12 protein-coding genes are annotated in these 14,234 nt (G+C 39.8%); 4 read left to right on the top strand and 8 right to left on the bottom strand.

All coding sequences use genetic code 11. From position 1 onward, the window contains the following. Positions 1 to 4: 4 nt before the first annotated feature. Positions 5 to 1,192, bottom strand: coding sequence for an FtsW/RodA/SpoVE family cell cycle protein (locus tag KFO35_RS04880; protein WP_002312069.1), 1,188 nt, complete (start codon positions 1,190 to 1,192; stop codon positions 5 to 7). Between the two features lie 193 nt (positions 1,193 to 1,385). Further along, positions 1,386 to 2,228, bottom strand: a complete 843-nt coding sequence (locus tag KFO35_RS04875) for a LysR substrate-binding domain-containing protein (RefSeq protein ID WP_002314564.1) — start codon at positions 2,226 to 2,228, stop codon at positions 1,386 to 1,388. Positions 2,229 to 2,460: 232 nt separating this feature from the next. On the opposite strand from KFO35_RS04875, the gene KFO35_RS04870 reads away from it, so the two are divergent. Together KFO35_RS04870 and KFO35_RS04865 are read left to right on the top strand one after the other, a co-directional pair. Next, positions 2,461 to 3,429 (top strand): TDT family transporter, encoded by a 969-nt coding sequence (locus KFO35_RS04870; protein ID WP_002314563.1) that lies wholly within the window; start codon positions 2,461 to 2,463, stop codon positions 3,427 to 3,429. Positions 3,430 to 3,924: 495 nt separating this feature from the next. Next, positions 3,925 to 4,968 carry a YeiH family protein gene (locus KFO35_RS04865; RefSeq protein WP_024635339.1) on the top strand — a complete coding sequence of 348 codons (1,044 nt, stop codon included), beginning with the start codon at positions 3,925 to 3,927 and terminating at the stop codon, positions 4,966 to 4,968. 62 nt (positions 4,969 to 5,030) lie between these two features. On the opposite strand, the gene KFO35_RS04860 is transcribed toward KFO35_RS04865, so the two are convergent. Then, positions 5,031 to 5,495: a methylated-DNA--[protein]-cysteine S-methyltransferase gene (locus tag KFO35_RS04860; protein WP_002314561.1), complete on the bottom strand. Its 465-nt coding sequence runs from the start codon at positions 5,493 to 5,495 to the stop codon at positions 5,031 to 5,033. A 245-nt stretch (positions 5,496 to 5,740) separates the two neighbouring features. Here KFO35_RS04860 and KFO35_RS04855 point away from each other — a divergent pair, with 245 nt between their 5' ends. Continuing rightward, positions 5,741 to 6,688, top strand: a complete 948-nt coding sequence (locus KFO35_RS04855; RefSeq protein WP_002314560.1) for a glycosyltransferase family 2 protein — start codon at positions 5,741 to 5,743, stop codon at positions 6,686 to 6,688. A 337-nt stretch (positions 6,689 to 7,025) separates the two neighbouring features. Here the strand turns inward: KFO35_RS04855 and KFO35_RS04850 are convergent, their stop codons facing one another. The 3 genes from KFO35_RS04850 to KFO35_RS04840 form a co-directional block, all read right to left on the bottom strand. Next, positions 7,026 to 9,098: a DNA topoisomerase III gene (locus KFO35_RS04850; RefSeq protein WP_002314558.1), complete on the bottom strand. Its 2,073-nt coding sequence runs from the start codon at positions 9,096 to 9,098 to the stop codon at positions 7,026 to 7,028. Beyond that, a complete protein-coding gene (locus KFO35_RS04845) occupies positions 9,031 to 9,408 on the bottom strand; it encodes a DUF1033 family protein (protein WP_002312065.1) in 378 nt (125 codons plus the stop codon). The genes KFO35_RS04850 and KFO35_RS04845 overlap by 68 nt, the downstream gene beginning before the upstream one ends. Before the next feature lie 128 nt (positions 9,409 to 9,536). Next, a complete protein-coding gene (locus KFO35_RS04840; RefSeq protein WP_002325115.1) occupies positions 9,537 to 10,097 on the bottom strand; it encodes a TetR/AcrR family transcriptional regulator in 561 nt (186 codons plus the stop codon). 149 nt (positions 10,098 to 10,246) lie between these two features. Between KFO35_RS04840 and KFO35_RS04835 the strand changes: the two genes are divergently transcribed. Next, the gene (locus KFO35_RS04835) at positions 10,247 to 11,539 is read left to right on the top strand and encodes a multidrug efflux MFS transporter (protein WP_070703778.1); all 1,293 of its coding nucleotides are present in this window, start codon (positions 10,247 to 10,249) and stop codon (positions 11,537 to 11,539) included. Positions 11,540 to 11,598: 59 nt separating this feature from the next. Here the strand turns inward: KFO35_RS04835 and KFO35_RS04830 are convergent, their stop codons facing one another. After that, entirely contained in the window at positions 11,599 to 12,717 is a 1,119-nt protein-coding gene (locus KFO35_RS04830) for an aminotransferase (protein WP_002314556.1), read from the bottom strand. Positions 12,718 to 12,730: 13 nt separating this feature from the next. Then, a complete protein-coding gene (arcD, locus tag KFO35_RS04825) occupies positions 12,731 to 14,152 on the bottom strand; it encodes an arginine-ornithine antiporter (protein WP_083314190.1) in 1,422 nt (473 codons plus the stop codon). Positions 14,153 to 14,234: the final 82 nt, after the last annotated feature.

Below are 14,234 nucleotides of genomic sequence, written 5' to 3'. Positions count from 1 at the left end.
TTTCTTACCTCCTTGAAGATCTTGCAGGTGCTTCATTTTGGTATCTCATCGATAATATCAACCCGATACCGATCATGTTCCCTAAAATCGAAGATCCTCCTTGGCTAATGAAAGGCAATGGGATCCCTGTTAAAGGAAGTAATCCGATATTTGCTCCAATGTTCTCAAAGACATGGAACAGCAGCATCATGATCAAACCGCTTGCGATATAGGCGTAAAATTCATTATTCGTATCGAAACACACCCGAATCATACGATAAATCAAAATAAAATACAAGAAAATGACGAATGCACCACCGATAAAGCCGAAGTTTTCACCGATAACGGTAAAAATCATATCGGACTCACGAACAGGCACATAAATATTGCTTACATTGAATCCTTTACCAAACAAGCCACCGGTGCCGATTGCCAAAAGTCCTTGTGCCGGCTGATAACTCATCCCAGACGTATCATGGAAAGGATCCAGCCATGAATCAATACGTGCAAATTGATAAGATTTGAAACCAACTTTGTAAAGCAAGTCTCTTCCGCCTTCAGTCGTCACTAAGAAAATCGTTCCTGCACCAACGACTACTGCTAAGATCACTACAGGGGCGATAATACGCCAAGAGATCCCAGACATCAAGAATATCCCGCCGAAGATCGCAAGGAAGACGAGCATCGTCCCAAAGTCATCTTGGGCCATGATCAACGCTAAAACCGGTATCGTCACGATCAAGAGCTTCCCAATCAGCCAAAAGTCCGATTTCATCGTCCGTTCTTTTACTTGCGTATTATGTTTGGTCACGATCAGCGCCATCATCAAGATATACGCGATCTTCATTAGCTCTGCTGGCTGGAAGGTGAACGCACCGAATCGGAACCAGTTTTTAGAACCTGTAGAATCGGCTAAATTCTTGTCATAGAATTCCAGTAAGAGTCCCATTACTACTAACCCCAAGCCATAAAGGTAAGGAGTCAGTTTCCAAATCCATTTGGAATTCAAATGCATGATGACAACGATTGCTGCCGCCCCAACTAAATACCAGACAACTTGCATCCCTACGCCTTTCAAGACTGCTGGATTGTTCGGATCATGGCTAAGTGCTACATATAATGAGAGCAGACCAATCAAACATAACAGAAAGACTGGTAAAATCACGCCATAATCAATACGATTATCGTTCGAAGCTTTTAATTTTTTTTCCATGTTTCATCCCTTTTCTTAAAAACCATACTGCTGATTATTATAGCGGTCCAGTTAGATAATGGAAAGTCTTTCCACAGACATTTGGGAAAAATTAACTTTCCGTTTGTGCAGCTGCTTGAGCAAACGAAGGGCAAAAGCCTACTGCTTATCTTTAGTGTATCATAGAACTTTTTTTGATACATGCAATTATCTATCAGCTGAGATTCTCCTCGCTGTGAGAAGTTTCTGTGCTTTCATTGTATCGAAGGATCTCTTCAGCAATCTCTAACAGCTGATCAGAAACCAGATTGGTTCGTTGGATGAAATAAAAATACCGATGGAAATTCAACGGAATCATTGGCACGTCTTTTGGCACAGAGCGCTTAGATAAAATCGAGCGTCCGATGCCTTCCTTCAGCAACGCAACGATCACATCATTGCTTTTCACGATCATTTTCTTATCTTGGATGTTCATTTCTTCAAAATAACGTTGTGTGTAATGAAAAACGCCAGAATTTGCTTCTCTTACAAGCCACAATTTACTTTTTGGGTCCCCAGCAATGACTAGCTGGTCTTCCATCAAAGAGTACCTTTGTACGCCGGAAGTCTCTAATGGCTTTTCGATAAAACCAAAATCGGATTCATGTTTCGCTACTTGTTCTAATGATTCATGTGAATTCGCGATCTCGATCTCAAAATGCACTTTAGGAAACCTTTTGATCAGATGTTTCATCAACTGAGGCAAAAGATAGACAGCAAATGTGTGGGAAGCAACGATCCGACATACTTCTTCTTCATTTTGTTCATTGAGCAATTTTTGCTGGGTCTCTTCCCATTCTTCTAATAAAACCAGCGTCCGCTCGTATAATAAATCGGCTTGCTTAGTTGGAAGCATCTCTTTTCTGCCATTACGCTGAAAAAGATCAATATTCAACTCCCGCTCTAATTGTTTGATTTGATTCGAGACGGCTGGCTGAGATAAAAACAGTACTTCTGCTGCTCTAGAAAAATTTCTTGTTTCATATACTGCTCGAAAAGTCGTTAATAACTTAAACATGGCACCACTTCCATAACTTTTTATGATAATTACTATAAAAACTATTTGATTTAAATATACAAAAAACCATCTATAATAGAAATGTACAACAAAACAGTTGCTGATCCAACTAGTAACTCAGACAAGACAATCAGCTGTCTGCTTTGCTCGTAATCATACAGACCTATTCATTTTACAATGTATTCGTTCATCTTGGTACTAAAATCTATTAAATAAAAAGGAGAATATATATATGAAGAACTTTTTGAAAATTATTCCGATCCCAATCTGCGGGTTGATCCTTGGGTTAGCTTCCCTTGGAAATCTGTTTAAAGACTATCACCATGTCGCTTTAGGCAATCTAACTGGCGGTATCTCAATGATTCTTATGATATTCATTTTTGTTAAATTGTTTATCTTATTTGAGCATACGAAACAAACGTTGCATGATCCGATCATCGCCTCCGTTTCACCAACTTTTACGATGTCACTCATGGTTATTTGTACTTATTTTGTTTCATATGAAAGTATTGTACCGATTGTCAAATTCATTTGGTTGTGCGCAGTTATTTTCCAAGTGATACTGGTCTTTTATTTCAATTATCACCATGTCATCAAAGCTGATCTTTCTATTGAAGCAATTTATCCAAGCTGGTTTATCATTTATGTTGGGTTTGGGGTCATCACTGTAACTGCTGGGAACTTCTTCCCACTTATTGGAAAAATCTTCTTTTGGATTTCATTGGTCTGCTATGCGTTCTTATTGCCAATCATCATCAAACGCGTCTTTTTCGTAAGAAATATGGCTCATCCGACACGTCCGCTGATTACGATCGTTGCAGCACCTGGTTCTCTTTGCCTGACAGGTTACCTGAAAAACTTTGCAGAACCTAACTTTTATCTTGTCGTAGCGTTGTTCGTTTTATCTCAAGTATTGTATTTCGTTGTGCTGTCTATGCTGCCACGCTTGTTCAAGCTTCGTTTTTATCCAAGCTACGCAGCCTTTACATTCCCACTTGTTATCTCTGCAACAGCTCTATTTACTACTGTTCATTACTTCAACAGTTTAGGTATTTATAGTAGCGTATTAGATTTCTTAAAAATTGCGGAATGTCTGTTTGCAAGTGTAGTTGTCTTCTACGTGCTTGCTCATTACGTACGTTTCTTAACTAAAGAACATAGCAAACATGGAAAATTTGTTTCTAAAAAAATCCCTTCATAATTGATTCGATTGGCTGTGACAGAAGTGGTCAGCTTCAAGAAATAAGAAGGAATTTACGAAAATTGCTTCTCAAATTTTTGTAACATTTCGGCTTATTTCCGAAGAAGCTACTTCTGGAACACCGTGTATCAGAGGTTGTGAAATCAGCGTTTTGACCTGAGTATTAGCTCAACAAACGGAAAAATAGTTCCTCATATTTTGCCGTTTGTTGAGCTAATACCGAGGGTCAGCTGATTGAACACCGTTTAGTGAAGAGGTCGTGAAAAAGCTGCCCTGCATCAAGCAATAAGAACAGCCAATCAAAAACAGCTTCTCATGTTTTTGAATTGGTTGGGCTTATTACCGCAGATGCAGGCTTTTGAACACCGTTTATTCGAAACAAGAGGTTGTGACAAGACTTTTGTCACGGCCTCTTATTCTTTTGTCAAAATACTGGTTTAGTGCTACTATGTTCGAGTATGCTTTTAGTATTTATTGACGAAAGGAACCAATCAAATGAAATCATTGTCACATCCAATAAAATCTGTAAAGGATTCAGCGGTCCGCGAGATTTTGCCCGGGTTACTGCTTTCTTTTGCCATTGCTGCCGTCAGCCGGCTTCTTGCTATTTATCTACCACAGTTAGGTGGAGCGACTATTGCTATTTTATTGGGTATTTTATTAGGAAATACTTTTTTTAAACAGCCTGTTCTAGCAATCGGCACAAAATTCGCTGAAAGCAAACTATTGGAATTCTCTGTTTTTTTACTAGGTGCAACTGTCACCGCTCAAACGATTGCTCAAATTGGTGTAAAAGGAATTGTTTTTGTGTTACTACAGATGTCAATCACTATCATCGGTGCTTACTTGATTGGTAAGAAACTGCAATTCAGCGATACTTCTTCTTTGATGATGGCTGGAGGAAACGCTGTTTGTGGTTCTTCTGCTATTGCTTCGATCGCCCCTTCCATCCATGCAAAAGAGGAAGAAAAAGGACAGATCATCACACTGGTCAATCTACTAGGTACTGTGATGATGTTGACCCTCCCTTTTCTTGGATTACAGCTATTCGGCGGAAATCTCATTGAAAAAAGCGCACTTTTAGGTGGCACACTCCAATCTGTGGGTCAAGTAGTCGCTGGTGCAAGTTTGCTTGACAGTTCTGTTGTCGAATTTGCCATGTTGTTTAAGATTCTACGTATCATGATGCTTGTTGTTGTTGTCTATTTGTTTGAAAAATTCATGCGCAAGAAACAACCAGCTCTGTTTAAAACACCGACTAATACGCAGAAAAAACGAAAATTACCGCTTCCTTGGTATGTATTAGGGTTTGTAATCTTTTGTTTGGTCAACAGTTTGTTTTCTTTACCTGTAGTTATTGACCAATCGGCACATTTTATCAGTAGCTGGTTTGAGATCACTGCTTTAGCGGCAATTGGGCTGCGTTTAGACTTTGCAAAATTCATGAAAGAAGGTACACGTTTCTTATCTTACGGATTGGCTGTCGGGCTTCTCCAAACAGTGATGGCTTTACTATTTATTTGGCTGATCAAACTTTAGAATAAACACGAAAAAACAGTTGTGATTCTCGCATGGAACAATGTTCAAATCACAACTGTTTTTTAATTTTGCAGATACCCTTCTAATAGCAGCAATTGGCGTTTGATTTCGACTCCATCTGTTGCGTTTCCCATATATCCTGTCAGTTTTCCATTTTGCCCGATCACTCGATGACAAGGAATAACGATTGGCAATGGATTGGTTCGATTTGCCTGTCCAATCGCTCGCACAGCTTTCGGACTATCGACAGCAACGGCTACTTCTTTATACGTTCGGATTTCTCCATAAGGAATGGTCGACAAAGCTTTCCAGACATTTTGCTGAAAAGGCGTACCTCTCTTTATAGATAAAGGAACTTCAAATTCTTTTCTTTTTCCCGCAAAATATTCTTCAAACTGTTCCTGTGTGCGCGTTAAAATTTGCTGATTCGCTGATTCGCTTTCTGAAATTGGCTGAAAAGATACAGCAGTCAACCCGGATTCATCTGCATCTAACCATAAAAAGCCGATAGGTGTGTGTATTTTCATTTTGTTTGCTCCTGGTCAACAGACTGGAGCTTCCTCCTTTTTCTCTGTCCGAAATTACTTGCCAACTACTAAAAATTGTTCTTAAAAGTTTGATAAACCGAGGAAACATGGTAAACTAAATACGGTAGTTTACCAAAAGAATACCTGTTCTTTTACGTAAAATCAAATTTAAAAGGTGTTATTTAAGGTTTATTAAATTTTGAGTGTAAACCATATATAAACATACGATTGAAAGGATAGAAACGATGAAAGTATCAATTGTTGTCCCATGTTTCAATGAAGAAAAAACGGTTCCTCTTTTTTTTGATGAGGTTGAAAAATTCAAAGGTACCCATGAGTTCGAATATTTATTTATTGACGATGGATCAAAAGACGGTACGTTAGCAGCAATCAAGAAGCTAGCTGCAGCTTATCCTTATGTCCGCTTTGTCTCATTTTCCAGAAATTTCGGGAAAGAAGCGGCTCTATACGCAGGATTACAAGCTTCTACAGGAGATTTAGTGACTGTTATGGATGTTGACTTGCAAGATCCGCCTGAACTGCTTCCTGAGATGATTGAACGAATCACTACTTCTGATATCGATTGTGTCGGCACCCGGCGTTCGACTCGTGAAGGTGAGCCTGCAATCCGCAGTTTCTTTGCGAAAAAATTCTACCAGTTGATCAATAAAATCAGCGATACAGAAATGGTCGATGGCGCTCGTGATTTCCGTTTGATGACCCGACAAATGGTGGATGCTGTCCTAGAACTAACAGAATACAACCGGTTTTCAAAAGGATTATTCAGTTGGGTCGGATTCAAAACAGAATATATTTCTTATGAAAACCGCGAACGTGTAGCTGGTGAAACATCTTGGTCCTTCTGGAAATTGTTCAACTACTCGATTGATGGTATCGTGAACTTCTCCGATGCGCCATTGACGATTGCTTCATTTATCGGCGCTTTGTCTTGTGTTTGTTCTGGTATTGCGATCTTGTTCATTATTTTGCGGGCATTGCTGTTTGGTGATCCTACATCAGGATGGCCTTCCATGGTCTCGATCTTCCTATTCATCGGCGGAATCCAACTGTTATGTCTTGGAATCATCGGAAAATATATCGGAAAAATCTTCTTAGAAACGAAACAACGTCCTGTTTATATTATTAGAGAAACAGAAAAAGTGAAGCCAAATGAATTGAAGCCTCACCAATAATATACGTCAAATGAAGTAAACATTTTTTTAATGAAGAGGGACTGTGACAAAAATCTTGTCACAGTCCCTCTTTCCGAACAAACGGTGTTCAAAAGCTTGCATCTGCGGTAATAAATCCAGCCAATTCAAAAACATGATAAGCTGTTTTTGCTTGGCTGTTCTTATTACTTGATGCAGGATGATGCAGAACAGCTTTTTCACAATCTCTGATATACGGTGTTCCAGAAGTAGCTTCTTCGAAAAATAAGCCGAAATGTTACAAAAATTTGAAAAGCAATTTTCGTCAATTCCTTCTTATTTCTTGAAGCTGACCACTTCTGTCACAACCTCCATCTTCTTACTTCTTCATTGCCGCTTTTAGTGCTGCTGCTAATGGGCTTTCTTCTGGTTCTTCTGCCTGTGCATATTTTTTCAGCAAGCGACGTTCTTCATGTTTGGTCATTTTCTTCTTCTGCTCTTTTTTATCAAGCATTTTTTCTGTCGTTCCGTCGTATTTACAACGGAAATAAGCACCATTTTTGCCTTCGATGATTTCCATTTTCCGGTGACATTGTGGGCAGCGATGGTTGGAAACTTTAGGATCTTTTCTTCTGCGGTAGCTACAATCTGAATTGGTGCAGACATAAATTTTGCCGTCTCGTGTGTTTTTCTCACGCAGATTGGCCCCACATTCTGGACATTTCTTTTGGGTGATCGAGAAATCTTGATATTCTTGTTTGCTTGATTTGATTTCATTCACCAAGCGTTTTGTTTCTTTTTCGATCCCATTCAAGAAGGTTCCTGCTTGTTTCTTTCCTGCAGCAATCGCTTCAAGGTCTTTTTCCCAGCTCTCTGTCAGATCCGGTGTCACTAAAGATGGGTTGACTAATACTAATAATTGTTTACCTTTAGGGGATACTTGCAGTCCTTGAGGGGTACGTTCCATCAACTCTGATTTGATCAGTTTCTCAATGATCTCTGCACGAGTAGCCGGGGTTCCCAGACTGTATTTTTCCATTTGTCCAAGCAAGCTTGCTTCTGTCAATGGTTTAGGCGGTGCAGATAATTCTTTTTTGATGGTGAAATCAGGATTGATCCGCATTCCTTTTTCCCATTTGACTGTTTCCGTTTCAGATTCCGTTTCGCCTTTCCACCCTGCTTGGACGACACGATTTTGTCGGAAAATGAATTGTTCTTTACCAAATTCAACCGTGACTTTTGTCTGACTGACTTTGTGTGGTTGAGCAAATAAGCCTAAGAAACGAGAGACGATCATCTGATAGATTTTTTGCTCTTCATTACTTAGTTTTTCATAACGTGCTCGGTTTTCAGTTGGCAAAAGCGCATGGTGATCGGTCACTTTATTGTCTTGGAATACTTTTGTCTGTTGGACGATGGCTCCGTTTTTCAAATACTGCTTGACCTCAGGAGCAAAGTCGCTGACTGCTTGCAGTCGTTCGTTCATCGTACTTTTCATGTCGTTTGTCAGATATTTGCTGTCTGTACGCGGATAAGTAACGATTTTATGGGTCTCATATAAACTTTGTACAAGACTTAATGTTTTCTTTGCAGAATAGCCATAGCGTTGATTGGCTTCTCTTTGGATCTCTGTTAAATCATAAGGCAGCGGCGCAGATTCCGTTTTTAATTTTTCTTGGACTTCTGTGACAGTTCCTTTGCTTGTACTGATCAATTGAACAAGTTTTTGTGCTTCTTCTTGTGTTTTTAAAGCAAATTGATTTTTTTGAACCATTTTGGCTTGTTCTTTTCCAGCGTGCAACGTGATCGTGAAATACGTTTGTGGACGGAACTGCTCGATTTTCTTTTCTTGATCTCTCACTAATGCTAGTGTCGGTGTCTGCACACGGCCTGCTGATAAATTATCGGCGTACTTCACAGTTAAGGCCCTGGTCACATTCAATCCTACCAGCCAGTCCGCTTTTGCCCGGGCAAGAGCAGATTCATACAATGCATCATATTCTTTTGCAGGTCTTAGTTGCTTGAATCCTGTTTTGATTGCTTTATCTGTTTGAGAAGAGATCCATAACCGCTTCACTGGTTTATTGAAATGCACATACTCTAAGATCCAGCGAGCAACAAGTTCTCCTTCCCTTCCGGCATCTGTCGCAATGACTGCTTCTGAGACATCTTTTCGTTGAGCCAGCTGCTTGATTGCTTTTAATTGATGTCCTGTTTTAGGCAGTGGTTTGATTCCTAGTTTTTTAGGAATCATCGGCAACGTGTCCATTTGCCAGCTCTGCCATTCCTTATTCAGATCTTCCGGCATTTTCAATCCTAATAAATGACCAAGGGCCCAAGTAACGATCACCTTGGGTCCTTCATAATAATTTTTGTGCTTTTGATTAGCACCAAGCACCTTGCTTAGGTCTTTCGCAACGCTTGGTTTTTCCGCTAGAATTAGTTGTTTCATAAAATTCCTTTCTGCTTTCTACTGTGATGGGCTGATGATTTTTCAACAACGCAAGTCCCTTGTATTGCTGTAAATCATCGTCACACTCTTCACACCAGCGCTCATCTCCGTCATTCCAAAAGGCGCTGAGAAAGTTGCTTTTTGCATTGATATATTCATAATTTTGATGGATCGCGATCCATTGTTTTTCGTACGCTTGTCGTGCTTCTTCAAAAGACTCGAATGTTTCTTCTGCTTCAATATCTTCTTCCCAGTCTTCAAAAAACCACCAAGGCTCATTGTCCCCGAACATGGTAATTACTTGATACATACTCGTGCTCCTTCTTTCAGCTTTTCTAGACTCATCTTAGTCACTTTTCAAGAAAGTTGCAAGAATTTTCTCTTATAAAAGGATCATTTAATGAACATCTTGAAAATGATACCAATGAATCTGATTGTTTAAGGCAAAGTAGCGATAAAGTCATTGATCATCCAAAAATAGCTGTCCTCTGGATCGATTGTCGGTTCTTTTGTAAAGTATCCTAAAAAACGCAAGGAAAGATAGCCGTGGATCATACTACGTAATTCTCTGCTTCGGTGGACTTTTTCTTCTTTCGTTAACTGAAAAGCCTCAAAGATCTGCAAAATGATCTGGTTCGTTTCATGGATTCCCTCTAATAAAACTGCTTCATTGGTGTGGGGCACACTGATCAGCAACTCATACACTGCTTGATTCGAAAAAGCAAAGGATCGATAAGTTTCTGCATAGATCTGCAGTGCTTCCTGACCACTTTTCCCCACAAGAGCCCGACGCAGCTGGTCATTAAGTTCCTGCAGAAGTTTTGCTGTTAACGCTGTTTTGACATCACGAATATTTTTGAAATGGTTATACAGCGAGGGAGCCTTGATATCCAAGCGTTTTGCTAAATGCTGAAAGGTTATTTGCTGAACATCCATCTCTTCTGCTAGTTCTCGAAAGCAGTCGATGATTTTCTCTTGAGACAGATTTCTTTTTTTCATTTCCATGTTTCCTCTCATAAAATAAATCCTTCACTCTTTCAGTTTACCACGAAAAAGAACGAGAAAAAAGAGATTTTCATTGATAAACTACATATTGTAGTTTATAATAAAGAGTCGTAGATGAAAATTTTCAGAAAGAAGGAGTCTAATTGGCTGCAAGAATAAAGGAAAAATTATTTAGGAAAAGAGAAACTTGGGAACAAAACTTGTTTGTCTTATGGTTTGGAACATTTATGGCTGGTATCGGATTTAGTTTAGTCATGCCTTTTATGTCACTTTACATAGATACGTTAGGTAATTATAGTACGGCACAATTGAACTTTTGGAGCGGATTGACTTTTTCATCTACTTTCTTGGTGACTACGCTGATCTCTCCTTGGTGGGGGAAATTAGCCGACCAAAAAGGAAGAAAATTGATGCTGTTGCGTGCTTCATTGGGAATGGCAATCGTCATTTCTTTGATGGGCTGCGTGACTAGTGTGTATCAATTAGTCGCATTGCGTCTGCTTCAAGGGATTTTTTCTGGTTATATCAGTAATGCCACTGCCCTTGTCGCAACTGGAACGCCAAAAGAAAAAAGTGGTCAAGTTCTTGGAACCTTAGCAACTGGTTCTGTTACAGGAACATTACTTGGACCGCTTCTTGGCGGGATCTCTGCTTCAGCGTTTGGCTATCGCCCTACCTTTTTCATTACAGGGATTATCTTATTTTTCGTCTTCTTGTTGAGTCTGTTTTTCGTCCATGAAAAATTTGTCCCAGTGAAAAAAGAAAACATGGTTTCTGCCAAACAGATTTTCAAAGACTTGAAATATCCACACGTCGTCATCGGTATGTTCGTCACAACGATGATCATCCAAGCATCCAACAATTCCATCAGTCCAATCATCAGTCTGTACATTCGTCAATTGCTGCATGGACATGGCAATGTTACATTGATCAGCGGAATCATCGCTTCGATACCTGGAATTGCTACTTTGATAGCCGCTCCAAGATTTGGTCGCTTAGGTGACAAGATTGGGAGTGAAAGAATACTTGCGATTGGTTTGGGTTTTGCGATTTTGGTTTATATCCCAATGGCATTTGTCACGAATGTTTGGCAATTAGCTGCCTTACGTTTTTTGATTGGTATCTCTGATGCTTGTCTGCTTCCTGCTGTCCAAGCATTGATCACAAAATATTCGCCTCATCAAGCTGCTGGACGGATCTTCAGTTATAACCAATCTTTCCAAGCAACTGGTAACGTAGTAGGACCTATGATTGGCTCCAGTGTTTCCAGTGCATTTGGTTATCGTGGCGTTTTTCTTTCAACTTCTCTTCTTGTTTTGGTCAACTTCTTGCTTGTACGACACAATACACAAGAGATCCATCAGCAAGAAACTGCAGAAGAAAAAGCTTCAGGAGTCTCCATATCTTCAGAGCACTCTCCTTTTCATAGACAATAAGCGTAAATGAAAAACACTGCTTGAACAGTTGTCACAGACTGTCCTTGCAGTGTTTTTGTTTAGTCCTGTTTTTTCAAGAATTCAGATAAGAGGGATAATCCCTTTTCCAAGGTTTCTTTTTTACAACAGTAACCTAGTCGGGCATGCTTCGGTAAATCAAAGGCACTTCCTGGTACTAATAGTACTCCTGTTTCTTCTAATAAATTGATACAAAATGTCTGATCATCTTCTTCGATGGTTAATTTGATGAAAGAAGTAGAGACGTAATTGGGAGCGACAAGTTCAACTTTCGGTTCATTTGCTACCCATTGTTTTAAAATCGCAAGGTTCTCTGTAATGATCTTTTGGTTTCGCTCCAAGATTTTTTCTTTGTTCTTCAATGCATGTACAGCAAGATCATCTGACAGGACTCCGCCGCAAATCATCGTGTAGTCTCGATATTTTCGAAAAACCTCTGCCAACTCAGGTCCAGTAGCTGTCCAGCCAATACGGATACCTGGAATGGAGTAGGTTTTGGATAGGGAATTGGTTGCTATACCTTTCTCATAGACATCTACGATCGACAAGAATTCACCTTTATCCGTTAAAGGCGCATATACTTCATCTATCAATACATATGCATCTACTGTACGAGCAATTTCTGCGATTTTTTCTAAAGCTTTCCGATCTAGCAATGTGCCTGTAGGATTGTTTGCACTATTCAAACAGATGATCTTTGTTTCAGGTTTGACTAAGTCTTCCAGCTGTTCTAAATCAAACTGCCAATCTTCTTCTTCCTTCAAATGAACAAAGTCAACAGTGGCACCTAAAGATTTGGGGATGTCATATAATTGCTGATAAGTGGGAAGCATCGAAACAACATGGTCTCCTGCTTCCACTAACGCGTATAGAGCTAAAAGATTAGCACCAGTCGCTCCGTTCGTTTGTAAGATGTTTTCTGGATCGACGGTTTGATAAAGAGAAGCGACTTCTTCTTTGAACGCATCTGATCCTTCGATCCACCCATAGTCCAATGGTTCATTTTTGCGGTTTTCGAAAAATTCACTTACGCTAGTCCCGTCTAAGCCAACGAGTTCGTCTAATGTCAATGCTTCGATCGAACTTTGTGCAATATCATATACCGCTTTCTTCTCCCATTTATTTAGCCATTCTTCTACACCGAAATTTGCGATTTCCATGTTTCTTTCCCCCTTATATCTTGATCCAGCCTACAGCAAGCAACCCGATTGAAAGCAGTGCGGCCACACAAATCAGCCCAATCATTACTTTTTCTTTTCCCGTGATTTGATGGTTGGTTTCCCGACAAGCGATCCAGTAGAAGCAAAAACCAGGAAGATAAGCAATACTACATAAAAGGACATAAGAAAATCCTGCTAAAATGATTCCCATCAATTCAAAAACTACAGCAATCCCACCGATCACTACTTGTTTTTTGACTCCTTCTTTTAAAGAAAACTGGACTTGATAGATTCCGACAAGCAGATAACAAATCAAGATTGCCGCTGTACATAAAGAATAGGCAAATTGATAGGCATAATCAGTAACTAAGAAAGTCAATAAGAATAGATTAGTCAAGATGGCAGTAACAACTAACGAATAAGTTGGGGCATTTTTTTTATTCGTTTTTCCCCAAGCTTTCGGCAACAGACCGTCTCGAGCCATCAACATCGTTGTTTCTGCTGGGAGCATCGTCCAAGACAGCCAAGAACCGATGATCGAAATGATCAAGCCGATATTGATCAGTGCCGCTCCCCAATTTCCCACGATTCCTTTTAAAATATTTGCCATAGCAGGTTGTGAAATAGTTGCTAACTCTTCTTGAGATAAGACACCGTATGGCAAGATCGAAGCAAGGATATAGATAAACAATAAACAAAGCAGCCCAATGATTGAGGCTTGCTGGGCTTCTGAACGTTTCTTCGCGCGGTTAGCTAAAACACTTGCACCTTCGATCCCTACAAAGACCCACATCATGACCATCAAACAACCTTTGATCTGCAACCAGATCGTTCCTTGCTGTCCTGATCCATTCACTAGATTAACAGATACGTTGCCCCAAAAATCAGTAGTGAATATATTCACTTTAAATGCGATAAATACAAATATTAAAAATAGGAATAATGGCACTAATTTACAGATCGTCACGATCGTATTGATCACGCTCGCTCCTTCAATCCCATTGTTTACTAATAAAGTCAGACCCCAAATAAAAAGACTTGCAAATAAAATAGAAGGAACATTTTGTCCCCCTTTGAATATCGGAAAAAATTCTCCCATGGCACTCATTAGCATCGTCGCAAAAGCAACATTTCCTAGCCACGCAGACAACCAATAGCCCCAGCCACTAATGAAGCCACCTAACTTCCCAAATGAAGCTTCTGCATACCCAAAAATCCCGCCATCCAGATCTGGGCGTTTTTCTCCTAAATGATTCAGCGATAATACCAAAGCTAAAATACCAATCCCGACGATTATCCATGAAAGGATTGCTGGCCCAGGGACGGCAGAACTAGCCAGATCACTCGTGATTCCAAACACACCGCTTCCGATTGACGAACTGACAACGAGAGCAACCAGTCCCCACTTACTAATACCTGTCGATTTCTTTTCCATTTCCATCACCTTCACTTATAAAATTGAACAAACCACCTGCAAAATATTTCCTTTATTTTGCAACTGCTCTTGCTTACCAAAA

Source organism: Enterococcus lactis, from assembly GCF_015751045.1.
Classification (GTDB): Bacteria; Bacillota; Bacilli; order Lactobacillales; family Enterococcaceae; genus Enterococcus_B; species Enterococcus_B lactis.
The sequence above is the reverse complement of the archived record's forward strand: the minus strand, read 5'-3'. Positions and strand labels throughout refer to the sequence as shown.

What these genes read in the sequence shown, in the direction of transcription:
- KFO35_RS04870 (WP_002314563.1), top strand. Translation starts at nt 2,461, where the DNA reads ATGAAGAACTTTTTGAAAATTATTCCGATCCCAATCTGCGGGTTGATC.
- arcD (WP_083314190.1), bottom strand. Translation starts at nt 14,152, where the DNA reads ATGGAAAAGAAATCGACAGGTATTAGTAAGTGGGGACTGGTTGCTCTC.
- KFO35_RS04880 (WP_002312069.1), bottom strand. Translation starts at nt 1,192, where the DNA reads ATGGAAAAAAAATTAAAAGCTTCGAACGATAATCGTATTGATTATGGC.
- KFO35_RS04855 (WP_002314560.1), top strand. Translation starts at nt 5,741, where the DNA reads ATGAAAGTATCAATTGTTGTCCCATGTTTCAATGAAGAAAAAACGGTT.
- KFO35_RS04850 (WP_002314558.1), bottom strand. Translation starts at nt 9,098, where the DNA reads ATGAAACAACTAATTCTAGCGGAAAAACCAAGCGTTGCGAAAGACCTA.
- KFO35_RS04865 (WP_024635339.1), top strand. Translation starts at nt 3,925, where the DNA reads ATGAAATCATTGTCACATCCAATAAAATCTGTAAAGGATTCAGCGGTC.
- KFO35_RS04875 (WP_002314564.1), bottom strand. Translation starts at nt 2,228, where the DNA reads ATGTTTAAGTTATTAACGACTTTTCGAGCAGTATATGAAACAAGAAAT.
- KFO35_RS04845 (WP_002312065.1), bottom strand. Translation starts at nt 9,408, where the DNA reads ATGTATCAAGTAATTACCATGTTCGGGGACAATGAGCCTTGGTGGTTT.
- KFO35_RS04860 (WP_002314561.1), bottom strand. Translation starts at nt 5,495, where the DNA reads ATGAAAATACACACACCTATCGGCTTTTTATGGTTAGATGCAGATGAA.
- KFO35_RS04840 (WP_002325115.1), bottom strand. Translation starts at nt 10,097, where the DNA reads ATGAAAAAAAGAAATCTGTCTCAAGAGAAAATCATCGACTGCTTTCGA.
- KFO35_RS04830 (WP_002314556.1), bottom strand. Translation starts at nt 12,717, where the DNA reads ATGGAAATCGCAAATTTCGGTGTAGAAGAATGGCTAAATAAATGGGAG.